Source organism: Niveispirillum sp. FG148, assembly GCF_057809655.1.
On sequence record NZ_JBMDKJ010000002.1, the window covers coordinates 301,108 to 327,545 of the forward strand.

The window sequence follows — 26,438 nt, forward strand, 5'->3', positions numbered from 1 at the left end:
TCACCCGGACCGGGCACCCCAACGCCAAATCCAGGGGGGATGAGACAGGCGCGCATGCTGCCCTGCGGTGCCGCCCGCCAGCGCTTCGATCAGCCGCCGATCCTTTTCGCAATTGGCGACGACGTTCGCTACATCGCGGTCAAAAGTGGTCCCGACACTTGCAAAAAAAGGGCGATTATATACTTGCCAAACCCAAGCTGGAGCGGTAGTGTACGGGCATAGAGGAGATGCCCCTATGTCCGTCCTGTCCGCTCAGTACTTTCACGACGAAGAAGCCGCTTACGCGAAGCTGGAGAGCATCGTGTGGCCGAACGGCCCGGTGTGCCCGCACTGCGGCGGCGTGGAGCGGATCGGCAAGCTGAAGGGCAGCGCTACCCGCATCGGCGTCCACAAGTGCTACCGGTGCCGCAAGCAGTTTACGGTGAAGGTGGGCACGGTCTTCGAATCCTCCCACGTTCCGCTCTACAAGTGGTTCCAGGCCTGCTACCTGCTGTGCTCCTCCAAGAAGGGCATCAGCTCCCACCAACTCCACCGCGTGCTTGAGGTGACCTACAAGACGGCTTGGTTCATGACGCACCGTCTCCGTGAGGCGATGCGCACGTTGGGCTTCGAGCCAATGGGCGGCGAGGGTGAGACGGTCGAGGTGGACGAGACGTTCATCGGCAACGACCGCACCGTGAAGCCCAAGGGTGAGAAGAAGGGCCGTGGCTACGCCCACAAGCATAAGGTGCTGGCGCTGGTGGACCGCAAGACCGGCCGCGCCCGCTCCATGGTGGTGGACAGCCTGAAGGCCAAGGACCTGACCCCGATCCTGCGCGAGAACATCGCTAAGGAGAGCACGGTGTGCACGGACGAAGCCGGCCAGTACGTCCACCTGGGCAACGAGTTCGCCGCGCATGGCGTGGTGCGTCACGGCATCGGCGAGTACGGTCGCGGCGCGATCCACACCAACACGATTGAAGGCTTCTTCAGCATCTTCAAGCGCGGCATGAAGGGCGTGTACCAGCACTGCGCCAAGAAGCATCTGCACCGCTATCTGGCGGAGTTTGATTTCCGGTACAACGAGCGTAGAATCACTGACAGCGAGCGCACGGTAGCGGCACTGACCGGGATTGTCGGGAAGCGGCTTATGTACCGGGACTCGTCGGTGGCTTGAGGACCGTTGACGTTATGAACGAGCGTGAATTCAGGGTTTGCATGGAGGGGGACGAGGCCCACCGCGGGAACGCGCTGGGGCATGCGTTCGCGCGCCAACTCGGCAGGCTAATGAACGCGCTCAGCCAGATGGAGCGGACTTACGGCGCGCTCAACCGCAAGCAAACTGACTACGAGATTGTAGACGCCAGAAAATACAATCCAACCGAGATGAGCTTTCGCCCGGTTCCGAGCGTAAAGAACTACGATCCAATCCCCGCTTTTCAGTGGACAATTGAACAGCTTGAAAAGCTCGCCGAAGGCGGCGAGGTTGACGACCGCATCGACGACAATCTTGCAGAAACACTGGCTGGATTAGCCTCCCGCCAGCGCGACGATGAATACCGCAGGTTCTGGATTGAGCGCGGGAAAACATGCGTTCGCTTCGATGAAAAATTCAGGGAACGCGCCACTCATGTCGCCGAGATGCGCCGCAAGAGAATGGCGTTTGCTTGGACAACTGGCGTGTCTTTGGGATCTGTTGTTGGGGACTTGCGCCGAGTATCTGATGTCGATGGCGAGCATCAGTTTGTGATTATGCCCGCAGTTGGACCGTCTCAAATTGAGTGTACGTTCCCGGAGCGTAAGCGTGATGATATGAACCTCCTCCTATTCAAGACCGTGAGGGTTCATGGGAAGCTTCACTATAGGGAGAGCAGCCCATTCCCGTTCTTGATTGAGATGGACCATATCGAGGCCACTGCAACCAGCAAGTCGCCGCACCTGACTGACCTCAGAGGGCTGTTCAAAGGAATGCCGCGTCCCAATTCTTCTTTTGGTGAGTTATTCGATGTCTAACGACAAGCCAAAGTACTATTGGGACTCATGCATGTTCTACGAGGTGCTCGGAGATGAGCCAGCCTCTTCTGAACGAAAAAAGGCTGCATCAAATATTCTTGAAGAAAACAAGAAGGGCGGCAATGTGATTATGACATCCATTGTCACGCACCTTGAGGTGATACCGAGAAAGCTCGACGGAAAGTCCGCCGATGCCGAAAGCAAGTACATTTCATTATTTGATGGATCACACTTTGTTGATGTGGAAATCAGCAGGAATATTTTGTTGAGAGCGCGCGAAATCAAAGATTATTATTACAGGCCTCCGGATGAGGCGACGGGAAGGCCGGCAAAAATACTAGATAGCGGAGATGCGATTCACCTAGCCACCGCAAGCATATATGAGGCGACGGAGTTTCACACTAGGGACGACAGTCAGCGCGGCACCAAGATCCCTCTTGTTTCCCTCTATGCTTGGAATGGAGAGGATAAACTGTGCGGCAAATATCGTTTGCCCATAGTATGCCCTGAAGAAGCACAGAAAGAGATGGGTTTTGAACATCATGAAGAGCCAGAACGAGAAGGCGCAGATTGATAAGTTCAAGGCCGCCGCCCGCGAACTCGGCTGCGACGAGGGCGAAGCCGCCTTTGAGGACAAGCTACGGCGCATCGCGAAGGTGAAGCCGAAGCCTGAGGCTGACACCAAGGCGGAAGACGACGAAGCCCCCGAGTGATCCTCGGTGGCTTCTGACTTGTGGGCCAACCGCCTCAAGCGACGCTGGGTTTGCGAAGTATACAAACGCCAAAAAAAGACCCCGACTGCCGAAGCGATCGGGGCCCGCACAAGCGGAAAAGTCAATGGCACCAGTAAGAAGGATCAAAAACGATAACGCGCCCGCACGTCCCAGGTCATGGGCTCGTTCAGGAAGATCGACGTCGCCGACAGGAACGAGACCTTGTAGTTCTGGTCCGTGCAGTTCTTACACCCGACCGACAGGGTCAGGTCCGGCAGGGCTGCCGGCTCGAAGGCAAGGCTGGCGTTCCACAGCATCTGGTGCGGGGTCCAAGCCCCGTCGGTGCTGTCGGTATTGCCAGCATTACCAATGGCATAACCATTGTTGTAATTGAAGCCGATCGTCGGCCGGACCAGGCCGGGGTCGGTTTCAATGTCATAGGTTGCTGAAAGGATGCCGGAGAAGTCGGGCGCACGCACGGGACGGGCGATACGGCCCTTGAAATCCACGAAGCCGCGGTTGCAGCTGGCGGAAATGCCCGACGCGCTGCCCGATGCCAAGGCTGTCTGGCAGGCCACGGCCTGCGCCTGCACATCGGCGGAAATGTCGATATAGCGGGCATGCTGAAGACCCAGGGAGCCGTTGATGGACAGGCCCTTGACCGGCATCCACAGCGCTTCCAGCTCGCCACCATAATTGCGCAGGCCCGCCGGGTTGGTGGTGGTGAAGATGCGGGCACCCTGGGCCGTGGTATAGGCGGCAGAAATCTGCACATCTTCCGCCTCGCTATAGAAGGCAGTGGCATTCAGGCGCAGGCTGCGATCGAACAGGTCGGCGCGCATGCCGATCTCCTCGGACCAGACCTTTTCCGGCTTGAAGGCGTAGAACAGGCTGTTGGACAGCGCACGCCCGTTCCAGCCACCCGACTTTTCACCACGCGTTGCCGAGGCATAGACCATGATGTCCGGATCAATCTGATAGGACAGGGCAAAGCGCGGCGTCAGGAAGGTGTTCTTCAGGTCCGTCGCAATGCCCGATGCCTGGATCAGAGCGGTGTCGAACACCGGCCCACGGGCCCCGGCGTTGGTCTTGACCTCCAGGCTTTTTTCCTCCCGCGACAGGCGCAGGCCGACCGTGGCTGTCAGCGCATCGGTCAGCTTGTAATCGCCCTGGGCATAGGCGGCGTAGGAGTCCAGGTCGTTGGAGATGGTACGATCGCCGCTGACCGTGAAGCCGGTGGCGGTGCCGACGCCGGTGCCAAGGTCCGTATCGTTATTCTCATGCAGGTAATAAAGCCCGGCCGTGTAGTTCAACCGGTCGTCGAAGGCCAGGCCGTTGATCTTGAATTCCTGCGAGAACTGCTTGTGCCGGCTGTAGTTCAGAATCGGCGAGACACCCGTGGTGATGGGATTGGGGGCCGCCGGATTGCTGTCGATGAAATAGCGCTGGGTGGTGTCGCGGTAGCCGCTGATCGAATTAAGGGTCACACCGTCGCGTTCCCAGGCGATATTGGCGGCCAGCGACCAGTTCTCGGTCTCGTTGCCGGGCTTGTTCTTCGCCTTGGAGCCCGTGAAATAATTGGCAAGCGAACCCTGGACGATGCCCAGATTGCTGACGCGATCGCCCGTGACGGGATCGACATAATTGATCAGGTTCGACGCTTCCTGATCGACATAGTCGCCCGACAGATCAATGGTCAGTTCGTCGTTGGGCAACAGACGGACAGCGCCGCGCACACCATAGGCATCGATGCCGTTCAGCTTGTTCCCCGTCGATTTCTGGGTGACATAGCCGTCGCTTTCGCTGCGATAGGCGCTGATCTTGGTCAGCACCTTGTCCGACAGGGGCGCGTCGATGCTGGTCCGCACATCGACGGCACCGAAGCGGCCGGCCCCGGCTTCCAGATAGCCGCCGGCCTTGGTCGACGGCTTCTTCATGATGACGTTGATGGCGCCGCCCGTGGTGTTGCGGCCGAACAGCGTGCCCTGGGGGCCGCGCATCACCTCGATCCGTTCCACATCGAACAGGCCGAAATTATTGGCATTCTGGCGGGAGATATAGACATCGTCGACATAGGTGCCGACGGGCACGTCCTGTGTCGCGATGGATTCCGTGTTGCCGATGCCGCGGATGTAATAGGTGTTGGAACTGCCCAGGCCGACATTGCTGTTGCCGACCAGATTGGGGATCTCGCGGATCAGGTCAATGGTATTGCGGATCTGCCGATCCTCCAGGGCGCCAGCCCCGATCGACGACACGGCCAGCGGCACTTCCTGCAGGTTCTGCAGGCGGCGCTGGGCCGACACCACGATCTCCTCTAGCTGGAACGTCTCTCCCGACGCGGGTGCCGACTGGGACATGGCCGTGGTGGCGGACAGGGTGCCAACCAGGGTTAAAGCCGCGGTTCCGAAGATTTTAGCCTTCATTATGATACATCCCTTGTCTTGATTGTTGATCGTGGTGACGGCGATTGCGCCTTGTTCACCGAACCTCAGAAAGCGAGCGGGGTACCCGGCGCCTCGCCACGGGCCCCTTCCAGGGCGGGCGGCAGGACGGGGTCATAGGGCGGCCACCATTGGAAGGGCCGTTCCGGCGGCACATAACTGGTGGTAAGCGGACCGCCCTTGGTGCGGAAGAAATAGAGATTGCCGGTCAGCGTGCCGTAAGGACCGTGGGGGGCCTCTGGCGGACGCCAGAAATAGGCCCCGGGCCGCATGATCCCGCGATTGCCATGCACCTCACCACTCAGCAGGTACATCTCTTCCACGGTCGGGTGGACCTCCGACCGTTCGGCCCAGCGTACCGGCAGCGTGCCCAGAAGCCAGGTGACGTCCCCTGTCACCGGGTCCTTGTAAAGCAGTTTGCGCCCGGCACCGGGCGGGAATTCCGGATGGAAATTACCGGTATAGGGAACCTGATAGCCATCGGTGCGCAGCACCAGCCGTTCGGGATCATAGGTCGCCGGTGCGGTGACACCACGCGGATCGGCCGACAGGAAGGTCAGCACGATCGCCCCGTCGGCACAGGCCAGCGCCCCGCGCTGGAAACCGGCCGGAAGATGGGCGTAGCAGAGATGGCCGTAAGCCTGCCCATCGACGGTCAGTGCCCCGTCGAGAACCAGGAACTCCTCGTCCACCGGCAGGATCGCGGCGGGCACAGTAAAACCGGCGGGATAGCGGACCAGCATGCTGACCGCGCCGGTCTCATCATCCCGGCTGAGCAGCCGCGCTTCCACCCCCGGCCGCAGACCCCAGAGGTCATGCGGCTGCCAGGGAATATGCTGTGCCTGGACGAACTCTACCCATGGGCGTGCCAAAATCGTGGCTCCTAATTCGAGGAAACGGGAGCGGCCGGGGCGGCCGGAACATCGGCGGAAAGCGGGGTGCGCGGGTCGGGGTCGTCGCCCAGCACGCGCATCAGCTTGCGCATGGCCAGTTCCAGCTCCGCCCGCGTCCGCGCCAGCAGGTCAGCGTCGCCCGCCAGGGCATCAATGGCGCCGGCCGGCAACAGGCCAGCCCGTTCCAACGCCGTCTCCAGCGCCAGACGGCGGGTACGCTCGATATGCAGTTGTGCTGCCAGTTCAAACAGAAGCCCGGTCAGCCGGTCGGTATCCGGCTGCATAGGCGGCAAGGGGGGGATCATTGCGGCTTCTCCGCTTCAAGGACGGCCCAGGGGAAATGCCATTCGGCACGGCGGGACCAGGACAATGTCTCCTGCCGGCCGGCCCCGCGCTCGTCGAAGCCAACCCAACGGGCATTGATCAGGCCGGCAGCGTCGGCCATGGCGGACAGGTCGGCCGCGACCACAGGCGGCAGAAATGGCTCGTTGTTACGTGCGCCGTGTTCGATCATGGCCAGATCCCGCAGCCCGTCGCCCGTGCGCTGGAAATCCAGGAAACGCAGGATGCCGCCCGGTGCCAGAATGCGCGACGCCTCCGCAAACACGTCGGGCAGCACGTCGACCGGCACCTCATGCACGAACATGGTGGAGGTCACCAGATCGGCACTGCCCGTCTCCAGCCCCGTGGCCACGGCATCAGCCTGACGGAAGCGCACGGCCAGACCGCGCTCGCTGGCGCGCCGGGCCGCCAGTTCCAGGCAGGGCAGCGCCAGATCGACACCGATCACCTCGGCATCCGGAAAGGCCTGTTTCAGCGGCCAGGCGGACTTGCCGAAGCCACAGCCCATGTCGACGATCCGTCGATAGGCCCGCCTGGGCACGGCCGTCTCCGTGAAGATGCGGTGGAAGGAGAAATCATCATTCTCCCCCAGCATCACCAGCCGGGCCCCCATCTCATAGACGCGGCCCGCCAGATGATGGGACCAGAAGCTGCCCGGTTGCAGGTGGATATCCCAGTCCGTGTACCATTGCGGCAGCACCAGATCAGGGTCCGCCTCAACGCTGGCGGGGCCGGCGGGCGGGGTGGGCAAGGGTCCCTCATTCACGACTGCATCGGTCACGGCACGCCACAACATCTTCTGCGATCCCCGCTCCAGCCACGAAAACCACGGATATGTCGGCAGCCCATGCACCAGCGGCGCCAGGCCGGCCGGGTCGTTCACCACCGGCGGCGGCGGGTCGATGGCATCGAACTCCGCCCGCAGATGCGGATAGAGGGTGGCCGCCCAGTGGCGCCGTAAACTCAGCACGAAATCCAGGTTGGCCCGGTCTGAAAGTGCCAGTGCCATGGGGACTGCTCCTTCCGTTGCGGGGCCGGTCAGGCCGGCCCGATAAATTCGATCCATTCCCCGGCCGCACCATGACGGCAGGTGGAAATTCCCCCGCCCGGCAGCAGGGCCGGCAGCACCGCCGCACCACCCAACAGGGCCGGTGCATCAACATCGAAACTGACCATCGCCATGCCGGGCGGCAGCTCCCCATCGGCGCGCGGGCGCGGCCGCGTGACATCCGGATAGGCATCCAGTTCGATGAGCGTGCCCTGCGGCAGCTTGATCAGCCCATGCGCATGCTCGGTTTCCGGCGGCAGGCCATTGGCCAATGAGATGACCTGGACGCGGGTTGATACCGGCGGGTCGATGGCGTTGCCGAAGCCGGCATAGGTGGCGAACATGGCCCCCAGGTCCGCCCCGCCGGCCACGACAATGAAGACATGGCCGACGAAGGAACGCGCCTGGGCCAGATCCAGCCCGCTGCCATCGCCCACTTGCGTGAAATAAAGACATTCCCCGGCGGGTCCCAGCACCTGCATGGCCCGGATCATGGGGAACCGTTGCAGACCCTTGGGCGGGCCGATGATGCGGAAGGCGCTGCCTTCCAGACGTTCGGCCAGTTCATCCACCTGCTGCACCACAATTTCGGTCGCGTTCCAGCCATGGGTGGTCAGCGCCTGCCAGCCCGTCGCCGCCTTGCTTTCGATGAAGCGCAGCCAGACCGGGGTGCCGCAGGCCGGTGCCAAGGTCAAAAAGGCCCTTCCCGCCATGGCCGGCGCGGACCAGCCTGCCGCCACGGCTTGCGGCACCCTGCCCTCTTCCACCACCCGATAGCCCAGCAGCTCACCATAGGTGGCGCGGATGACGGCCAGGTCGGGAACGACATGGGTGACGGCACGGATGGTGCCCAGTCGGGGCAAGGTCAGTTCGGCCATGGTCAACGCCCCTCCAGCCCGATCATGCGTTCCACCGCTTCCACGCCGCGGCGATAGGCCGGCAATCCGATGAACAGGATGATCAGCGCGACCCCGCCGACCGTGGCGGCTTCGATGCTCATGGCCCAGCCCAGCCGGCGCGGATCACCGAACAGGTCGGTCATCCAGCCCACGGGCGGCGGGCCGATCAACTGCCCGGAGATGGAGATCACCAGATAATAGATGGCCGTCGCCTGCGATTTGATCTGGCCCGGCGCGATCAGGCTCAGGGAAGCCGGGCCGGCGGCGGCCGCCATGGCCTGACCGACAAAGGCGACGAACAGGGCCGTAACGGCCAGTTCAGGCGTCGGCATGATCGGGTAGAGGGCGAAACCCGGCACGGCCAGCAGCAGCCCGCTGCGCAGGGCCCGCATGGTCGCGTCCTTGTGGCCTGCTTTGATCCAGCGGTTGGTCCGCCAGACGCCGGCGATGGTGCCAATGGGGCCGCCTGTCAGGAACAGCGTGCCCGTGGCAATGCCGACATCCCGCACGTTCCAGCCAAAACTGCGGTCAAACAGGGTGGCGTTCCAGAAAGCCAGCGACCCCATGGTCACCGTCGCCGCGGAGCCCACGAACAGCACCCCGAAAGTGCGCCAGCGGCGGGTGATGAAGCGCAGGGCCTGGGGGATCGACGCCTTTTCCCCGTCCAGACCGGATTCCAGGTCCACGGCCCGTTCCTGGCGCGCCGGTTCCTGAATGGTGAACATCAGCCCGGCCAGCATCAAGCCGGGAAGCCCCACGATCAGGAAGCTGAGCTGCCAGGGCTTCAATTCGCCCAGCAGCGGCAACACAATCCCCGGCAGCCCGGCCACGGCATGGACCAACGGTCCCCCCAGCAGGAAGGCAGCCCCCGCCCCCAGAAAGGTGCCGGACATGAAGACGCTGAGCGCGCGGGCCCGTTTCTCTCTTGGAAAACGATCGCTGATCAACGAAACGGTACAGGGCGCCAGTGCAGCCTCTCCCAGACCGACACCCAGGCGGGTGGCGAACAGGGATGGAAAGCCGCGCGCCAGACTGGCCAGCGCCGTCATCGAGCACCAGATGGTGATGCCCGCCGCCAGGATACCCCGGCGGTTGAACCGATCCGCCATCCAGCCTATGGGCAGCCCCATCAGCACGTAGAAGACGCCGAATGCCGGCCCCAGCAACAGCCCCACCTGAAAATCCGTCAGCCCCAGATCGCCCTTTATGGGACCGATCAGCAGGCTGGGCAGGAAACGGTCGATATAGGAGACGATTTGCGCTGCTGTGAGCAGGATTACCATATACCAGCCAGACCGGAGCGACTGTCGCATCCGTTCCATCTGCACCTGACCCGTCTCACCTGTATTCAGGGCACTCGTCATTGACGTGCTCCTTGCTTGTTAAGGGTAGCGTCCGGGAATCGGACCGCGATGACAAACGATATGATTTGGACTACGATGTGAGCCGTTTTCACATATGTAGAGACCCCGATGCGCAGCCTGCCCTCCATCCAGACCCTGCGGGCACTGGACAGCGCTGCCACCCATGGCAGTTATTCGGCAGCGGCCGATGAACTGGGCCTGACCCATGGCGCCATCAGCCACCGGATCCGGGAGTTGGAGGAACGGCTGGGCATCACGCTGTTCCGGCGGGTGGGCCGCGGCATGGTGCCGACGCGGGAGGCGGTGACGCTTCTGGCCCATGTCCGCCAGGCACTGGCCATCCTGGACCGCGCCTTTCCCAACCACCATCGCGGCAGCGGCGAGGAAACCCTGGTCGTTTCCATTCACCCCGCATTGGCAACCCGCTGGCTGCTGCCACGGCTGGGCGGGTTTACCGAAACGATGCCCGGTGTGGCCGTAACCATCCGGTCCACCGCCGATCTGGAGGAGTTTCTGGTCCGCGGGGTCGATCTGGCCATCCGCTACGGGTCCGGCGACTGGCCAAACTGCACCAGCCTGCGCTTGGGCGGGGAGATATTCTATCCTGTCTGCACGCCGGAATATCGCGACCGGATGGACATAAGCAGCCCGGAAGACCTGCGGCGCTGCACGCTGCTGCGCCATGGCTGGCAAAGCTGGTCGCCATGGCTGAGGGCCGCCGGGCTGCGGCTTTCCGAACCGACGGCGGGCCTGACCCTGTCGGACAGTTCCATGCTGGTGGAAGTTGCCAGCAGCGGCCAGGGCGTGGCACTGGCCGGCAGTCTGATGGTGCAGGAGGAGATCAAGCGGGGCCGCCTGACCCGGCTGTTCGACATCCAGACCGAGGATATCTATGGCTACTATCTGGTCTGGCAGGCCGGCACCGTGCCCAGCGCCAGCGCGCTTGCCTTCCGATCTTGGCTGACCGGCTGTTTCGCGGCAACCATGGCGGAGATCAACGGCGAACAAATCAGCCCCCAGCAGACCGGCGATGGTGCGGGCTGATCCCGTCGCAAGCCCGCGCCCGGATCAGCCTTTTCGCATTGACGTACCGGTCAGCGTAGGCACGAAAGATATAATAATATATCAATTCGCTGACAGTAATCGATCGCCCGCTGCGGCTGGGCACCGAAGCGGCAGCGGCGCAATCCGAGCGGCGCCGGGCACACCGGCCGGCATCGTCCCTCGCCCCTTATACCTATTTGCATGGATCAGAACCTACGGTCCTGATCCATGCAGCCCTCATGCGCCGGGCGCCGCCATCCGGCGGCTTGGCTCAGCGCGCATGGGCGCGCGGGCGCTCGTACCGCGCCAACCAGGTTGCGGTGAGTTTCACTCACCGCAACCTGGTAATAGTTCAGTCAACCGATGCCTATGCCCGAATGCCTACCGTCAGCCCCTATGGGACAAAAGGGGCGGACAGCGGACAGATGCCAGGGCCTGGCTGCATATCCATCCCGCCACAGGAGAACTGCTGGGTACGCTGGAGCGCAGGGGCGGAACTTATCGCTGGATGTTCGATCTGCCGCATTTGTGGGGCGCCCCCTCCTGTTGGAACGGCCCCCTGCTGCGGGAGGTGTGGATCTGGCTGTTCTCGCTGCCGGGACTGGCCAGATCGCTAACAGAGGTGTGGATCGGCGAGCGACGTGTGTTCCGTTGAGGGGCGGTGGCTGATGCCACCACCCCATCCGGTCAGAAATCCACCCCGAAACGCACGCCGATTTCCCGCGGTGAGCCCAGGAACTGGTTGGTGGAGGCCGATGCCATGCCCGCGACATAGCGTTCATCGGTCAGGTTCGTAGCGTACAACTCCACGCGCCAGTCATCCCGGTTCAAGGTCAGGCGGGCGGAGATGAGATCATAGGCGGCGAGCCGGTCGGATACCGGTGAATAGCCGATATAGCTGTAGCGTTTGCCAACATAGGAATAGTTCAGACGCGGGACCAGCGTGGTCCGGTCGTCGATGCTGAACGTGTACTGGACGCCGATATTGCCGCTCCAGGCCGGGGAATACAGGCTGGGTCCCGCCTTGGTGACCGCCATGAAAGGCATATAGTTGAAGCACAGCGGCGGTGTCGACGGCGTGCCGGCGGGGCATTGCGGGCCCAACGTGCCCGGCGGCAGCGGGCGGGTATTGACATAGGGGACGCCGCCATTTAGGCGGGAATCCACATAGGACACACCACCATCGAAGCGGAAGCCGCCGAACTGCCCTTCCACCTGCGCCTCCAGCCCTTTGATGGTGGCGTTGGTGATATTCCGGATACCGGCCTGGCCGGAAGCGGTGTCGAGGATATCAAACTGGAAGTTCGAATAGTCATTGTAGAAGGCGGCCACCTGCGTGCGGACATGCCCGTCGAACAGGGTGGATTTCCAGCCCATTTCATAATCCCAGACCGTCTCCGCCCGGAACCGGGAATCCATCGAATTGAACCCGCCGGGTTTGTAACCACGGGCGGCGAACACATAGAGGAGATTATCCTCGTCCATGTTGAAATTCAGGTTGGCCTTGCCGGTGAAGACGGACTCCCTGTGCGCGCCGGACAGGTCGCTGACCTCCACACCCGTTGGGGGAAAGCCCGGAATGCCGCGCCCGATGATGACACCGCCCGTCCCCGTCGCCTTGTAGTGAGAATAACGCCCGCCCAGCTGCAACTCGAACTGGTCGTTCAGGTCATAATTGCCCTGCATGAACAGACCGGTCGTGGTCCGCTTGTTCTGGGGCAGGATGTCGGTGGGAAACCCGCCGCTGTTCTCAAGGATCCGGACATCAATGACGTTGCGCTGGAAATAGCCACCCAGAATCCAGTTGAACCGGTCCTCCTCCGGGGAGATCAGGTTCAGTTCCTCACTATATTGCTTTTCATTGGCATAATAGTCCCAGGCCACCTGCCCGCCAACAGAGGCCGGCGCGCGGGTACCATCAATATCGTCCAGACTTGTGATGGTCTTGTCCTGAAATCCGGAGACAGAACGTAGGACGATATCGTTGGCGAAGGTCTTGCGCAGTTCCAGGCTGGTGATCAGCGCCTCTTCCCGATGCATGGTCGGGGTGTCGTAACTGAGCCCGAAATAATCGCGGGGGGTGTAAGGCGCGAAATAGGTGCCGGGAATGGGCTGGTATGCGTAACCACCATTACGCATGTCGTTGTACTGCACCTTGGCCAGGGCCTGAAAACTGTCGGTCTGATGCAGAAGGCCGATACGACCACCCTTTTCCTCCAGCTTGCCCGCCTTGTTGTTGAACGGCCCATCATCCTTGTAATAGCTGTCGTGCCCCCGCACGAAGCCCGCGACGCGCAGCGCCAGCGTATCACTGACTGGCACACCAGTCGCGGCCTCCAGCGAATAGGTGTTGTCGGTGCCATAGCCGGCGGTGACATAACCACCCTGATCATCAATCTTGGGGCTGCGTGACGTCAGGAAAATCGCCCCACCGGTGGAGTTGGAGCCGACCAGCGTGCCCTGCGGCCCGCGCAGCACCTCCACGCTGGCCAGATCATAGAAACTGTTGAACTGCACGATCGGCGGCTGGAACAGACCATCCACATAGGTAGCGACACCGGCCGTCGCGTTGGGGGAATTGCTGGCCAGACCGATGCCGCGAATGTTGACGGACTGGGTCTGGCCGGCATTGGTGATCGACAGCGACGGGGTAGCACTTTGCAGATCAGCCAGTTGCACCACCGCCTTGGCTTCCAGCTGACTGGCGTCCAGCGCCGTAATGGCAATGGCCACTTTCTGCAGGTTTTCCGAACGCCGCTGGGCCGTGACGACAATCTCCTCAAGCGCGAACCCTGGTTTTTCGTCGGCCTCCGGGGGCGTTGTCTGTGCAAATGCGGCGGTGCTGATCGCGGTAGCTGTGGCCAGGGTCAAGCCCGCCACTTTCCGATGGACCTTCGTCATCGTTCATTTCCTCCCTGTCATGTTGCTATTTTTGTTTTCAACGGATTAAGGACTTTGGCCCTCACCGGGGCGTCCATGCCGACGCGGCGGCCAGGAACGCATCGGCTTCGTCATGGGGCTCATCATTACCGGGGGGGAAATAGCTGAGCTTCACCACAACGGTGCGGGTCGCCCGGTCGACGAAGATGTATTGGCCCTGTAGCCCCACCGCCTGGAACGAATGATCGTTGGGGATCCACCATTGATAACCATAACCGGGCCCAGGCCCACCCGTGGCCTTGGTGGATTCCCGCACCCATTCCGGCGACACGATCTGACGTCCGTTCGCCTGGCCGTCCTGCAGCATCATCTGGCCGATGCGGGCGAAATCGCGCGCAGTGGCGTTGAAGCCCGCACCATTGAATTCCCGCCCGATGCCGGGCTGGCCATCCATGATGAAGAAGCCGTCGCGCTCCATCCCCAACGGCTCCCACAGACGCTGTGCGGCATAGGCTGCAATGGTGCTGCCGCCGCTTACCCGTTCCAGCAGCAGACCCAGAACGGCGGTGTCCAGGGTCTTGTACTGGAAGACCTCGCCCGGCTTGTGCTGACGCTTGATGGTCTTGGCGGCATCGACAAAGCGGATGACGTTGGACACCAGCGCCTGTTCGTGATTACGCGCGGCGATGCCGGGATTGGCGAAATCATACCGTTCCTCGTAATCGACACCCGACCGCATCTGCAATACCTGACGGACCGTCGCGCCGTCATAGCCGCTGCCCTTCAGTTCCGGCAGATAGACGGTGATCTTGTCATCCAGGGACTTGATACGCCCCTCCTGCACAGCCACGCCGATCAGGATCGATGTGATGGACTTGGTGACGGACCAGGCCATGAACCGTGTCTGGGCATTGGTATTGTTCCGGTAAATCTCCGAAACGATCCGGCCATCCTTCATAACCAGCAGGGCGTTTGTGTAGTTCCGCTCCAGGAACTGTTCGGGCGTATATTGCTGCCCTTTATAGGTATAGGTGAAATCCAGCAATTGGTCGGCGCGGGGCAATTCCCAGATGCGGCCGGACCGGGCCACGGTGCGCGTGGTGAACAGAAAATCCATCTCGTGGAACGTCAGGGCATTGACGTCCGCGTCATTCATCTTGCGGCGCAGATCCTGGATCGCCGGCGGCACGGTCGATGCCGGCAGCGTCGGGTCCGGGGCGGGCGCCGGGTATCCCAGCACCACGCAGGGCGCCAGCGCGACCATCAGCGCCAACGCACCGTTGCGAAGAATTCGACCAGTTTTCATGACTTCCCCCCTGACAGGCGGCTTTGGGCCGCACCATTGCGAAACCGGAGCCTGGATGGCGCCTCCGTTCGCTTTCGTGCCTGCATTGTTGGGGAAGTGACGGATGACCGGCGACTCCCATATGGGATATCGCAGTGGCAATCAGCGCGGATTTATGTGCGTCATGCCAGACGGCGTGAACGGCCAGGATCGGGGATATTGAAATTTCGTCGGGGCGATGCCCATGCCCGCAGCGTCACTGACTGAGCCGCATGGCGAGCGAGGTGCATACCCGCCGAACCAGTTCCGCCTGCCGCGGGCAACCGGCCTTGGCCAAGGCGCTTTTCAGCTGGATGCGGGCCGTGCCTTCCGAAATCCCGCGCTGCTGGGCGTAGTCACGCAGCGACAGGCCATCGCAAAGGCCCGCCGTCAACCGCGCCTCCGCGTTGGACATACCGAACAATGATGCCACAGCCGCCGGAGAGATGTTCAGGGGGCGTCCCGGTTCCCGCAGCAGCAGCACCACGGTTCCGGACAGATCCCGTGCCCCCTGGTCCGACTGCGAACGGAGCCCCAGGGCCATGACCTGCACCGATGTTTCCACATCCGCCCGGCCCAGCGTCAGCTGTGGTGACCGCTCCCCGTCATCGGCCGCCACCTGCGCCAGCATGGATCGAAGGGCTCCGCTGTCACCGGGGTGAACGGCGCGGATATGTCCGGCAACTTCCCGCAGGACCGGAGAGCGATCCAGGATGGATTGCGCTTCGCTGTTTGCCCACAAGACGAACCCGGTTTCGTTGCACAGGACAAGACCGGCCCCCAGAGCATTGCCGGCTTCCATCAGGAGATCGGCGCGCGACACCGCCGCCTGCAATTGGCCACTGATTTGGACAGCCTGGCGCAGATGGAGCAGAAGCTGTTGCGTCAGCCTTTCCTCCTCCTGCCCCATCTGCTGCTCGGTTGTTGCCGGCTGATGAAGGATCAGGGCCAGGAAACGCCCTGGGGACAATTCGATGATGCCACTGAGATTGGGCCCGAATTCCAGCATCTGGCGGCGACGCTGTATTTCCTTCAACTCCACGGAACCTGCCGGAAATATCTCCTCATCCCGCTCAATGGCCACCTGTCCGACCATATGTTGTGTGGGCGGAATGCGAAGCCGGGGATTACTGTCGTTATTGAGGATACGGTCATGGTTCTGCTGATGCAAAAGCGAATAGGTATCACGCATATTCCAGATCGGACGCGTGACCCCCGCCCTGTAGTCCAGAACCTGAACGACCGCGCTGCGGATGGACAGGTATTTGCAAAGGTGGTCAAGCGCCAGCGGCCACCGGTCAGGCGCGGATGAGCAGGCATACAAATCCAGAAGCAACTCCTGCATGACCCCCTCAACGCATTGTTATTATTTTATACTCCGCCCCGACATCAGGTATTTCAATCACAGTCAATAAGATGCGAAAGCCTGTCCACACGCCGTGAATTTTCATGACCACCCCGTCATGAGCTTCGCACAAGCGATTCATATCAGTTTATTCTGAAAAATTCATCTGTGTGTAATGTCAGAGTGGCTTTCCTTTGACTGGAAAGTCACTCTGACGGCGGCCTGCGCCCGAGAGGAACTGAAAGCGCCAGCGCGACGATCAGGGCCGCCTTGTGGCGCTGGACGTGATCTACCAAATCACCGCCGCAATCCAGTTCCAGTCCGACATGTTCGAACTCCTGTCCCTTCGACGCGCCCGGTTGGGCGGGGAACAGGGCGACATCATGATCATGGACACCGAAGCGGCAGCCGTTCAGGGCGCAATCGATCTTATGCCAGGTGGCACCGCAATCGGCGCTACGGAACGGACCGGACTCGGCCCTTGCGAACACAGCGTTCGGCTCACGCGGGGCGGCCAGCAGGCAGCGCACACAATCATCGAATTCCAGATCATGGCCCGGGGTGATCCGCCATCGAACGAACTGGTTGCAACAGGATGATAAACCTCGGGCTAATTTTCTATCAGCCACTCAAGCACACACCCTTAAGTTCCGGTCGTTTCCACCGGCCGCTGTGGGCTATCCATATTCCGGATGACACAGCGAAAACCGATATGGGTGGTCGGGCTGTCGATGGCCTGGGGGTGGCGAGCTGCCGGCCGGTAGCGCTGGCAATAATTGGGGGCACAGAGATGCGAGCCCCCCTTCAGCACCCGCCGGCCGATGCGGACATGCGGGGTGCAGGGATCGTAGCTGTCACGTTCCTTGCCACCCCGCGGATTGGAAGGAACGCAGCAGGCCCCCTTGAAGGGCTTTGCCGGTACGGACGGCAGCGACCACCAGTCCGATGTCCATTCCCAGACATTGCCGATCATGTCGAACAGGCCGAAACCGTTGGGCGGGTAGGTGCCGACGGGCGATGTCCGCTCCCAGCCATCCAGCATGTCATTGGCATAGGGAAAGGCGCCTTGCCAATAATTGGCCAGCATGGCACCGCCCGGCGCCAGTTCGTCCCCCCAGCCAAATTCGGCACCATCCAGCCCGCCACGGGCCGCGAATTCCCATTCCGCTTCCGTCGGCAGTTCCTTGCCGGCCCATATCGCATAGGCTTCGGCATCCTGATAGGCGATCTGCACGACCGGATGGTCATCCAGGCCCTCGATCGAGCTGCCCTTGCCCAGTGGATGCCGCCAGTCGGCACCAAACTCGAACTTCCACCATTGGCTGAAGTCCCGCATGTCCACGGGGCCCCGCGTCTTGCGGAAGACCAGCGAACCGGGCTGGGCCAGTTCAATCGGCATGCCCGGATAATCCTTGGGGTCCGGGGCGATCTCGGCAAAGGTGACATAGCCGGTCGCCTCGACAAACCGGCGGAACTGTCGGTTCGTGACGGGCGCCTCGTCGATCCAGAAGCCGTTCACCCGCACCGGGCGGACCGGTCGCTCCTCGGGATAGAACCGGTTGGACCCCATCTGGAACGACCCACCCTCCAGGCGCCGCATGCCCTCGAAGCGGGCGTCTACATTGTCCATCACATCGCTCATCATCGATCGCCTTCCCGTGGGCGCAGTTAGATCATGGATCAATCTCGCTGCAAACCCTGGCGGCACCGCCGCCCTCCCCGCCACCCTTTGCCTCTCCGCCGGCCGGCGGCTTCTTCCCATCGCCTTCGGGCGCTTTCGACAGGGGGCGGACAAGGCAGTCGCGGACCGGGTCATAGCTCACGGGCTTGGGCCGTTTTTCCACGGGCCCCTTGGGCAGCAGGGCCTTCAGCTCCGCTACAGTCGCCGCATAGGCCGGGTCCGGGGCCAGATTGCGATGTTCGCCGGGATCGGCCTGATGATCATAGAGTTCGCGGCCCTGTCCGCCTTCCTCCCATTCCGTGTAGCGCCACCGCGCGGTCCGCACGCTGCGCCCGCCGCGAACCTGGGACAAGGCCGGCTTGGTCCATTTGGGATCGGCCGGGTCGGTCAGCAGCGGTTCCAGGCTTTGCCCCTCGTTGCGGTCATAATGCGGCAGGCCCGCCAGGCTGGTCAGGGTCGGATACAGGTCCAGCAGTTCCACCGTCCGGTCCGACCGTGTCCCCGCCTTGGCCATGCCGGGTGTGCGCACGATCAGGGGGACGCGGGCGCTGTCCTCCCACAGGATATTCTTCATCCATTGTCCATGCTCGCCCAGCATGAAGCCATGGTCGCTGGTGAAGACGACGATGGTATTGTCCTCCAGCCCCAGTTCCTTCAGCGTTGCCAGCACGCGCCCGACCTGGGCATCCATGAAACTGGTGGCGGCCGAATAGGCCTGGATCATGCGCCGCTGTTCATCCGGGCTCATGCCGAAATGATCGGGCGTCCAGGCCTTGGCCGCCGGCAGAACCTTCGCCAGGGAGTCCGGCGTTTCGTCGGCGATACGGATCTTTTCCAGCGGATAGAGGTCGAAATATTTCTTCGGCGCCACTTCCGGCACATGCGGCCGGTAGAAGCCGACACCGATGAAGAACGGCTTGTCCTTGTTCGCCTTCAGCATGTCGATGGCGGCGGTGGCCACCTTGCCGTCGGTCTGTTCCTCGTCAGCGCCGTCATCAGCCAGATAGGCCATGGCCGAGCCATAGGGGATGCCCGGCGTCATGTTGATCAGGGTACCATTCTCCGCATCCTTGTCCCGGCCGCGCGGGTTGACCACTTCGGTCCAGGATTGGGTGTCGTCGGGGCCGCCCAGGCCGATATCGCCGGGCACGCCCTGATGGAAAATCTTGCCGACGCGGCCGGAATAATAGCCCTGATCCTTGAAATATTGCGGCAAGGTCTTGATGTCGGGCAGCGCCTGACGAAACGGCGTCGACAGATCCATGACACGCGTCGTGTCCGGCCGCGTGCCGGTCAGGAAGGAAGCGCGGCTGGGCCCGCACCAGGGAAACTGCGCATAGGCACGGTCAAAGCTGACGCCTTGCGACGCCAGCCGATCCACGTTGGGCGTGCGGACCGGCGCGCCATAGGAACCCAGACGCGCCGCCATATCGTCAGCAATGATGAACAGGACATTCATCGGCCGTTCGGCCCGTGTCGCGGTTCCGGCATTGGCAGCGGCCGGCGGGGCCGCCAGACCGGCACCGGTGCCCAGCGCCATGGTGCTGACGCCCAGGGCCAGGGCCAGGGCAGAACTTTTTCCCAATCGACGCCAGTTCATCATTCTCTCCTCACTCCCGCGGGACAATCCGTGACGCCCGCCTTCAGTGCCGCTGCGGGAAATAGGCCCGCCCTTCGGCATCCGCCTTGGCCTTGGCCTCGCTGTCCGGGAACAGACCGTTCATCTTGGTGGGCAGGTTGGGTTTCACATACCATTCCGCCGGGAAATCGGCAGCGCGCGGCCCGGCCTGATCGCGGTTGACCAGGCCCGTGCTGGTCTTTTCCGTGAAGGGCACGACATGGTCGTTCCCCTTGTTGGCCAGCTGGGTGAACAGGCCGTGGCGAAGCTCGATCTTCGTCTGCATATAGGCCGGATCATTGACAAGATTGTGCATCTCATCAGGGTCCTTGTTCAGGTCATACAGTTCCTCGATATCCCAGACCCCGTGATACTGGATGTATTTCACCCGGTTCCGCTCGATGGCGAAGGTGGTCGGGGTCTGCGGGAATGACCATTCCCAATAATATTCGTAGACGAAATCCTGTTTGTTCCACTCCTGCGCATCGATCTTCCCCTGCGCCACCGGCAGAATGCTGCGCCCTTCCATCTGGGCGGGCTTTTCCACATGGGCCAGGTCAAGGAAGGTCGGGGCCAGGTCCAGATTGCGCACCACGGCGTCGTTCGTGCTCCCCTTGGGCAGCAGATCGGGGGCCAGCACGACCATCGGCACGCGCACCGACGGTTCATAGGCATTGCGCTTGTCGATCAGGCCATGATCCCCGATCAGAAAGCCATTGTCGCTGTAGAAGACGATGACCGTGTCCTTGTCGATCTTCTGCTTGCGCAGGCTGGCCATGATCCGGCCCAGACTGTCATCCACCGGCGAGAGCGTGCGGTAATAGTCGCGCACCATCTCGGTCAGGGGCTTGTCGGTATGATAGGGGAATTCCGCGCCGTGCCAGCTGTTGCGCTGGTTGCGCACCCACAGCGGTTTGCCCTGATTGTTCTCCGGCGTGTCGGCCATGCTGGCGGGAAGCCGGATATCCAGGTCCTTGTACTGCGTCTTGTACCGTTCCGGCGGCTCGGCATCGGAATGCACGGCCTTGTGGCTGAGATAAAGGAAGAAGGGCTTCTTGGGGTCGCGGCCCTTCTCCAGCCAGTCCACCGCGTAATCGGTCAGCTCGTCGGTGATATAGCCGGTGCGGTCGACATGCTGTCCGTCGATATTCAAGGTCTGGCGTTTGCCTGCCGCAACGGCGGCCGGCGGCAATCCCTGGGTCGGGAAATAGGTGCCCTGGCCCTTGAAGCTGACCCAGCGGTCAAAGCCGGGGCGCGGCGCATCGGTATCATTGCCCATGTGCCATTTGCCGAAGAAACCGGTCTGATAGCCGGCCTTCTGCAGGTAGGAGGGGAAGAAGATCAGGCCTTCTTCGGAGGAATTATTATTGTCGATGACCCGGTGATTGCGGGCCGACTGGCCGGTCAGGATGGTGGCTCGGCTGGGCGAACACAGAGAGGATGTCACCACGGCATTGCGGAAATAGACGCCGTTCTTGGCCAGATAGTCGATATTGGGGGTCTTCAGCCCCGGGGTCAGGAAACCCATGGCATCGAAGCGCAGATCATCGACCAGCACGAAGACGATATTCTTCGGCTTGTCAGCGGCCTTGTCCGCCGCGCGCGCCGTCGTGGACAACGCCATCAGCGCCGTGGCGGCCAGTGCCAGGGTCCGCAGCTTCATGTTTTGCCTCACCATGGTGTTACCATCCCGTCTGTTGTCCGCGATTTCAGCGGCGTGGCCCAATACCTGCCCCACGGGCATAGAGTGGTTGATTGCTGTCATCCGGCACGGCCGGGTTCTGCGCCTCTACCGCCATCATGGAAGACGGCAGTTCGAATGGAAGGCGGCCTTCGGCGCGGGCGCGCCCCGTCACGATATCCATCACCGCCCCATCACTGGCGCCAAAGGTCACCAGCAGCGCGCGGGCCTTGTCCTTGATGTTCGTCAGGACGGCCGGGCGGTCCATATCGACCACCACCACCGTCGGCACCCTCGCGCCAAGCTTCTTGATGACCTCATAATCGGCATCGCCGTCGCGGAAATCCAGTCGTCCTTCATGCTGGCGCGCGCCGAAGAAATGATGGGGATGCAGCTTTTCAAACGGGGTGCGCGTCCGCACGATGGCAACATCCGCCTGCGCCGGATCCTCCACAATGGTGAAGCCCGCCGCCCGCGCCACGGCCGCATCCACCTGGTACAGCCACACTTTCGCTGGTTTCAGCGGCAGCAGATGGCCCCTGTTCTCCAGCAGCACCTGCGCGCGCCGTTGCGCCGCTTCCGCCTCTGCCTGGAATTTCGGGTCACCGATGACAATGCTCGCCCGGTCGGGATCAACATAGGGGTCGTCGAACAGCCCCAGTTCAAATTTCAGCATCAGGATACGGCGCACGGACTCGTCGATCCGCGCCTCATTGACCCTGCCGTCGCGCACGGCCGCCAGCAGGGCGGACGGATCATCGACACCGCCGAACTGGTCCAGCCCGGCCTCCACACCCTTGGCGAAACGCTGCACCTGCGACAGCCCCTCCACCCCCCAGGGCATGGCGATAGCGGCCGCTGTCTGCGGCTTCTCCGCGGACGGGCCGGTGCATTCGGCCGGGCAGTCCTTGGTGATGGCCCAGTCGGAAATGATGACGCCGCGATAGCCATAGGTACCGCGCAGCAGATCCGTCAGCAGCGGCTTGCTGTAGCCGGCGGCGACGGGTGGCAGGGGCTGTCCATTGACACTCACCCCGTCCAGGATCGGATAGGTGGGCATGATCCCCGCCGACCCGGCGGCAAACGCCCCCTTGAACGCCGCGACATGCAGGGCAAAGCTGGCATCGTCCAGCCGGGCCGTGCGGCCATAATAATTATGGGCATCGAAACCGTCCGGCTCCGCGCCATAGCCGACCCAGTGTTTCACCACCGTCGCGACGCCCGCCGGGGTCAGCCCCCTGGCGCCGCCCTGGAAGCCCTGGATATAGGCGCCAGCCAGGGTGGAAACGGTTTCCGGATCTGAACCAAAGGTTCCGACCGCCCGGGCCCAGCGCGGTTCGGTTGCCAGATCGGCCTGCGGGGACAGGGCCATATGGATGCCCACCGCCCGATATTCCTGGCGGACAATATCGCCGAACCGGCGGACCAGCGACGGGTCGTTGATGGCCGCCAGGCCCAGGGTCTCCGGCCAGATGGAGAAGCCGCCACCCGAAGAACTGGCACCGACCACGGTCAGGAAATGGCTTCTGGGATCGGAACTGATGGTCACCGGGATGCCGAGACGGCTGCTCTCCGCGATTTTCTGAATGGCATTGTTCTGACGGGCGAACTCCGCCGCCGGCATCGTCAACCGGGTGATGAAGCTGTTCACCCCGGTCTCTTTGATGACGTGCTCCGCCGCTGCCAGATCGTACCCTTTGCTGGACGCGCCGACGACGGAATCCACGGCCCGCAGGGAGCCATGCATCATGGTACCGACCTTCTCCTCCAGCGTCATGCGCCCCAGAAGATCATCGAGCCGGCGGGTAATCGAGAGTTGCGGATCTTCATAAGGATCAAGCTGACCATTATGGTTCAGATCGCGGAAACCCGGCGTCGCATAGGAAAGCGACGATATCAATGCCAGGGCGGCCGCACCGCCCAACAGATATCCCATGCCGCGCATCATTCCTCCAAACTTTCGTTATTCGTTCGCGTCGCCGTCGCCTTCGCGCGGACAACCGGCAATTTCCGGAATGACCCCCTCCTTCAATGACGGCTTGCCGGCACACATGGGGAAGCGCACCGGGTTCAGCGGACCGTCCCCCGCCTTGTCCAGGATCGCCTGGAACTGTTTCAGCCGCCGCCTGGCCTCGGGCGTCATCTCCTTCACCTCGGTCTCCGTGTCATGCACGGGGTCCAGGGCCACGAAGCGGCCATCGCCGTAGAGCTTCCAGCGCGCATCGAAGACAAAGCGCGCGGGTTCATGAACCCAGCCCGGGGCGTAATGCATGAAGATCTGTTCCCGGACCTTGTCCTTCTTCCCTGTCAGCACGGGAACCTGGCTGGCACCATCAATCGGGTCGGGACCGATCTTGCCATGGCCGATGTCGGCCAGTGTCGGCAGCATGTCGGTGAAATCGAACAATCCCTGCGGCTGCGACCCCGGCTGAACCTTGCCCGGCCAGCGGACGATCATGGGAACATGGGTGCCGGCGATGCTGGGCTTTCCCTTCCCACCCCGGACGGAGACACCGTTGCGCATGCCCTCAATCTGAACACCTGTGCCATTATCACCGGTAAAGATGACGACCGTGTTCTGATCCAGCCCCAATTCCTGAAGCCGGTCCAACACCTGTCCCACCAGCTTGTCGATATAGCCGACCATGCCCGTGAACTTGGCCTTGGCTGTATCGGCATCCATGCTGTCGGGCGTCGGCACATAGGGGGAGTGCGGCAGCACCATCGGATAATAAAGGAAGAAGGGCTTGTCCTTGTTCCGCGTGATGAAATCCAGCGCGAACCTGCTGGCCAGATCGGGGCCGAAGCCGGACTCGTTGATCTTGGTGCGGCCATTGTTCCACAGGGTCGGTCCCCAATAGCGCGAGCCTTTGGCCGGCCCGTTGGCCACCTGCCACAACAGCGCCTCGTCGAAACCGGCCTTCAGCGGCTGCATGCCGACGCGGCCATCGAAGCCATTGCCGGACAATTGCCACTTGCCCACGATCGCCGTCGCATAGCCGGCTTCCTTCAGCACATGGCCAAAGGTGCGGGCATTGGGGTTCAGATAGCCGAACGCCTCATAATTCCGGGCATTCTCTATACCGGTCAGGATGCGGGTACGCGACGGGGTACAGAGCGGCGTGGCATGGGCATTGGCGAACATCGCCCCTTCCCGCGCCAATTGATCGATGCGCGGCGTCGGATATTCGCCGCCATAGCTGCCGATCCCCGACGCGCCCAGATCATCGACCATGATCAGGACAATGTTGGGCTGGGCCGATTGCTGCTGTTCCGCCGCCACGGCCGATGCCGGCATCACCGCCGTCAGGCCCAGGGCAACCGGTGCGGTCATCAAGGCCAGAACCAGCCGCGAGGTGACGGACAGCAGCTTTGCGCGGCGACCGGGCCGTCCGGCCTTGCCGGAATGATCCATTTTCATCATTTTCCCTCTCCCTGGCCGCTGCTGACGCAGGCCGCCTGTGCATCGGCGGGATCAAAGCGTTCGCGTCTGGCAAAGCGTTCCGGCATTTCGGCGATGGCCGGCTGGCTGTTCTGTCTGGCTTCCTGCCACCAGCGGCGGCGCAGTTCGAGCAGCTTGTCCGGATGCTGGCGCGCCACATTCCGGCTTTCGGAAAAATCCTCGGCCAGATTGAACAATTCCCAGCAATCGCTGTCGAACGGCGTGCCGGGGCGATGCAGGGCCACGGCCCGCCAGTCGCCAACCCGGATGGACCGGTTGCCGCGCAGTTCGAAATATTGCGCGTCCCGGACGCTGGGGGCATTCGCCTGGGCGAAGCTGGCCTGGATGCTCTTGCCGGCCACCGGGATTTCGGCCTGACCGGCGGCTTCCGTCGGGAACTTTGTGCCGGCGGCATCCACCAGGGTCGGCGCAATATCGACGGCGTCCACATATTGCCCCCGGATACTGCCACCATCATGGATGGCCCTGGGCCAGTTGACGATCAGCGGCGTCCGCACGCCGCCCAGATAGGGCCAGACCTTGTAACGGCGGAAGGGCGTGACGCCGGCCATGGCCCAGGGGCGGGGATATTCGGACTGGGTCTTGACCGTTCCCAGCTCATCCAGCCGGGCCAGCATCTGCTCCGGCGTCAGATTGTTGGGACGGTACAGCCGTTCGAAAAAGCCGTTCTGCCCGGCCTCGCTGGCGGCCCCATTGTCCGACACCAGCATGATCAGACTGTTCTCATACTGTCCGGTCTGCTTCAGATGCGCCACCAGCCGGCCGATCTGGGCGTCGGTATGCTCAATGAAGCCGGCATATACCTCCATGAACCGCGCGAAGACCTTCTTCTCCGTTGGCGTCAGACTGTCCCAGGCGCGGTCGCCGGCATTGCGGGGCGGCAGCACCGTGTTCTGCGGCACAATGCCCATCGCCTTCATCCGCGCCAGCCGCTGTTCGCGCAGCGCGTCCCAGCCCTGGTCATAGACACCGGCATAATGGTCGATATAGGCGCGCGGGGCCTGGATGGGCGAATGACCTGCACCGAAGGCCAGATAGACGAAGGCCGGCTTTTCCTGCCCGCCATCGCCCAGGGCAGTGACCGCATGATCAACGATATCGGCGGAGAAATGATAGTCCGGCGGCAAAGGCGCATCGGGCAGGGACCGGTTGCCCTCGATCAGCGTCGGCCGGTACTGATCGGTCCAGCCCAGATAGAAGCCATAGAACTGGTCGAAGCCGCGTTGCAGCGGCCAGGAGCCGTTATTGCCCTCGGTTCCATCCTCATATTCCGGACCCAGATGCCATTTGCCAAAACCATAGGTCCGGTAACCGGACGTCCGCAGCACCTGCGCTACCGTCTGGGCGTTGACCGGCAATTCGCCGCGATCCTTGGTCATGTTGGCTGGATCGGGCTTGTCGGCCGGCAGATCCGCCATCCGCACCGTCTGCGGGTTGCGGCCTGTCAGCAGGGCGGCGCGGGTGGGCGTGCAGACCGCCTTTGAATCAAAGCGGTTGTAGCGCAGACCGTCGCGGGCCAACGCGTCGATATTGGGCGTATGGATTTCCGATCCGAAGGGGCCCAGATCGGAAAAGCCGACATCATCCAGCACGATCAGGATGATGTTGGGACGATCGGCAGCCCTGGCGGCAACCGACAGGCCAAGGGCCAGGGCCAGGGCCAGGGCGGTGCCGGCCAGGATGGAGCGTTTCCACATTCCCTCTACT

At 62.5% G+C, this 26,438-nt stretch carries 22 protein-coding genes; 7 read left to right on the forward strand and 15 right to left on the reverse strand.

Annotated features, from left to right (window positions below; genetic code table 11):
• Positions 1–235: 235 nt before the first annotated feature.
• Genes ACODTW_RS03190 through ACODTW_RS03205 form a run of 4 tightly spaced genes read left to right on the forward strand, consistent with a single transcriptional unit; the run spans position 236 to position 2,705 of the window.
• Positions 236–1,156 (forward strand): IS1595 family transposase, encoded by a 921-nt coding sequence (locus ACODTW_RS03190; RefSeq protein WP_488944441.1) that lies wholly within the window; start codon positions 236–238, stop codon positions 1,154–1,156.
• 14 nt (positions 1,157–1,170) lie between these two features.
• Positions 1,171–1,992, forward strand: coding sequence for a hypothetical protein (locus tag ACODTW_RS03195; RefSeq protein WP_488944442.1), 822 nt, complete (start codon positions 1,171–1,173; stop codon positions 1,990–1,992).
• Positions 1,985–2,566: a type II toxin-antitoxin system VapC family toxin gene (locus ACODTW_RS03200; RefSeq protein ID WP_488944443.1), complete on the forward strand. Its 582-nt coding sequence runs from the start codon at positions 1,985–1,987 to the stop codon at positions 2,564–2,566. The genes ACODTW_RS03195 and ACODTW_RS03200 overlap by 8 nt, the downstream gene beginning before the upstream one ends.
• Complete coding sequence (locus tag ACODTW_RS03205) at positions 2,535–2,705, forward strand: hypothetical protein (protein ID WP_488944444.1); 171 nt, start codon at positions 2,535–2,537, stop codon at positions 2,703–2,705. Before ACODTW_RS03200 ends, ACODTW_RS03205 begins: the two co-directional genes overlap by 32 nt.
• Positions 2,706–2,848: 143 nt before the next feature.
• Here the strand turns inward: ACODTW_RS03205 and ACODTW_RS03210 are convergent, their stop codons facing one another.
• The 6 genes from ACODTW_RS03210 to ACODTW_RS03235 all read right to left on the reverse strand — a co-directional run bounded on the left by ACODTW_RS03210 (position 2,849) and on the right by ACODTW_RS03235 (position 9,695).
• On the reverse strand, positions 2,849–5,131 hold the full coding sequence (locus tag ACODTW_RS03210) for a TonB-dependent receptor (RefSeq protein ID WP_488944446.1): 2,283 nt from the start codon (positions 5,129–5,131) through the stop codon (positions 2,849–2,851).
• Between the two features lie 65 nt (positions 5,132–5,196).
• Entirely contained in the window at positions 5,197–6,021 is an 825-nt protein-coding gene (locus tag ACODTW_RS03215) for a cupin domain-containing protein (protein WP_488944447.1), read from the reverse strand.
• Between the two features lie 11 nt (positions 6,022–6,032).
• Positions 6,033–6,347: a hypothetical protein gene (locus ACODTW_RS03220; protein ID WP_488944448.1), complete on the reverse strand. Its 315-nt coding sequence runs from the start codon at positions 6,345–6,347 to the stop codon at positions 6,033–6,035.
• The gene (locus tag ACODTW_RS03225) at positions 6,344–7,393 is read right to left on the reverse strand and encodes a class I SAM-dependent methyltransferase (protein ID WP_488944449.1); all 1,050 of its coding nucleotides are present in this window, start codon (positions 7,391–7,393) and stop codon (positions 6,344–6,346) included. Before ACODTW_RS03225 ends, ACODTW_RS03220 begins: the two co-directional genes overlap by 4 nt.
• 29 nt (positions 7,394–7,422) lie before the next feature.
• On the reverse strand, positions 7,423–8,310 hold the full coding sequence (locus tag ACODTW_RS03230; RefSeq protein WP_488944450.1) for a VOC family protein: 888 nt from the start codon (positions 8,308–8,310) through the stop codon (positions 7,423–7,425).
• 2 nt (positions 8,311–8,312) lie between these two features.
• On the reverse strand, positions 8,313–9,695 hold the full coding sequence (locus ACODTW_RS03235) for an MFS transporter (RefSeq protein WP_488944451.1): 1,383 nt from the start codon (positions 9,693–9,695) through the stop codon (positions 8,313–8,315).
• Between the two features lie 108 nt (positions 9,696–9,803).
• Here ACODTW_RS03235 and ACODTW_RS03240 point away from each other — a divergent pair, with 108 nt between their 5' ends.
• Positions 9,804–10,739, forward strand: a complete 936-nt coding sequence (locus ACODTW_RS03240; protein WP_488944452.1) for a LysR substrate-binding domain-containing protein — start codon at positions 9,804–9,806, stop codon at positions 10,737–10,739.
• Positions 10,740–11,426: 687 nt separating this feature from the next.
• On the opposite strand, the gene ACODTW_RS03245 is transcribed toward ACODTW_RS03240, so the two are convergent.
• The 3 genes from ACODTW_RS03245 to ACODTW_RS03255 all read right to left on the reverse strand — a co-directional run bounded on the left by ACODTW_RS03245 (position 11,427) and on the right by ACODTW_RS03255 (position 15,574).
• Positions 11,427–13,640, reverse strand: a complete 2,214-nt coding sequence (locus tag ACODTW_RS03245) for a TonB-dependent receptor (protein WP_488944453.1) — start codon at positions 13,638–13,640, stop codon at positions 11,427–11,429.
• Positions 13,641–13,701: 61 nt separating this feature from the next.
• Positions 13,702–14,925, reverse strand: a complete 1,224-nt coding sequence (locus ACODTW_RS03250; RefSeq protein WP_488944454.1) for a serine hydrolase domain-containing protein — start codon at positions 14,923–14,925, stop codon at positions 13,702–13,704.
• Between the two features lie 235 nt (positions 14,926–15,160).
• Positions 15,161–15,574 (reverse strand): helix-turn-helix transcriptional regulator, encoded by a 414-nt coding sequence (locus tag ACODTW_RS03255; RefSeq protein WP_488944455.1) that lies wholly within the window; start codon positions 15,572–15,574, stop codon positions 15,161–15,163.
• A 42-nt stretch (positions 15,575–15,616) separates the two neighbouring features.
• Between ACODTW_RS03255 and ACODTW_RS03260 the strand changes: the two genes are divergently transcribed.
• Entirely contained in the window at positions 15,617–16,255 is a 639-nt protein-coding gene (locus ACODTW_RS03260) for a hypothetical protein (RefSeq protein WP_488944456.1), read from the forward strand.
• 305 nt (positions 16,256–16,560) lie between these two features.
• Positions 16,561–16,887, forward strand: a complete 327-nt coding sequence (locus ACODTW_RS03265) for a hypothetical protein (RefSeq protein ID WP_488944457.1) — start codon at positions 16,561–16,563, stop codon at positions 16,885–16,887.
• Between the two features lie 44 nt (positions 16,888–16,931).
• Here ACODTW_RS03265 and ACODTW_RS03270 read toward each other — a convergent pair whose 3' ends face one another.
• From ACODTW_RS03270 to ACODTW_RS03295, 6 genes are read right to left on the reverse strand one after another with little or no spacing between them, the layout of a single operon-like run.
• Positions 16,932–17,933 (reverse strand): formylglycine-generating enzyme family protein, encoded by a 1,002-nt coding sequence (locus ACODTW_RS03270; RefSeq protein WP_488944458.1) that lies wholly within the window; start codon positions 17,931–17,933, stop codon positions 16,932–16,934.
• Positions 17,934–17,961: 28 nt separating this feature from the next.
• Positions 17,962–19,572: a sulfatase gene (locus tag ACODTW_RS03275; protein ID WP_488944460.1), complete on the reverse strand. Its 1,611-nt coding sequence runs from the start codon at positions 19,570–19,572 to the stop codon at positions 17,962–17,964.
• Between the two features lie 40 nt (positions 19,573–19,612).
• Complete coding sequence (locus ACODTW_RS03280; RefSeq protein ID WP_488944461.1) at positions 19,613–21,250, reverse strand: sulfatase family protein; 1,638 nt, start codon at positions 21,248–21,250, stop codon at positions 19,613–19,615.
• Between the two features lie 46 nt (positions 21,251–21,296).
• Positions 21,297–23,204, reverse strand: coding sequence for a glycoside hydrolase family 3 protein (locus tag ACODTW_RS03285; protein WP_488944462.1), 1,908 nt, complete (start codon positions 23,202–23,204; stop codon positions 21,297–21,299).
• 27 nt (positions 23,205–23,231) lie between these two features.
• A complete protein-coding gene (locus ACODTW_RS03290) occupies positions 23,232–24,692 on the reverse strand; it encodes a sulfatase family protein (protein WP_488944463.1) in 1,461 nt (486 codons plus the stop codon).
• On the reverse strand, positions 24,689–26,428 hold the full coding sequence (locus ACODTW_RS03295) for an arylsulfatase (RefSeq protein WP_488944464.1): 1,740 nt from the start codon (positions 26,426–26,428) through the stop codon (positions 24,689–24,691). The genes ACODTW_RS03290 and ACODTW_RS03295 overlap by 4 nt, the downstream gene beginning before the upstream one ends.
• Between the last annotated feature and the right edge of the window lie 10 nt (positions 26,429–26,438).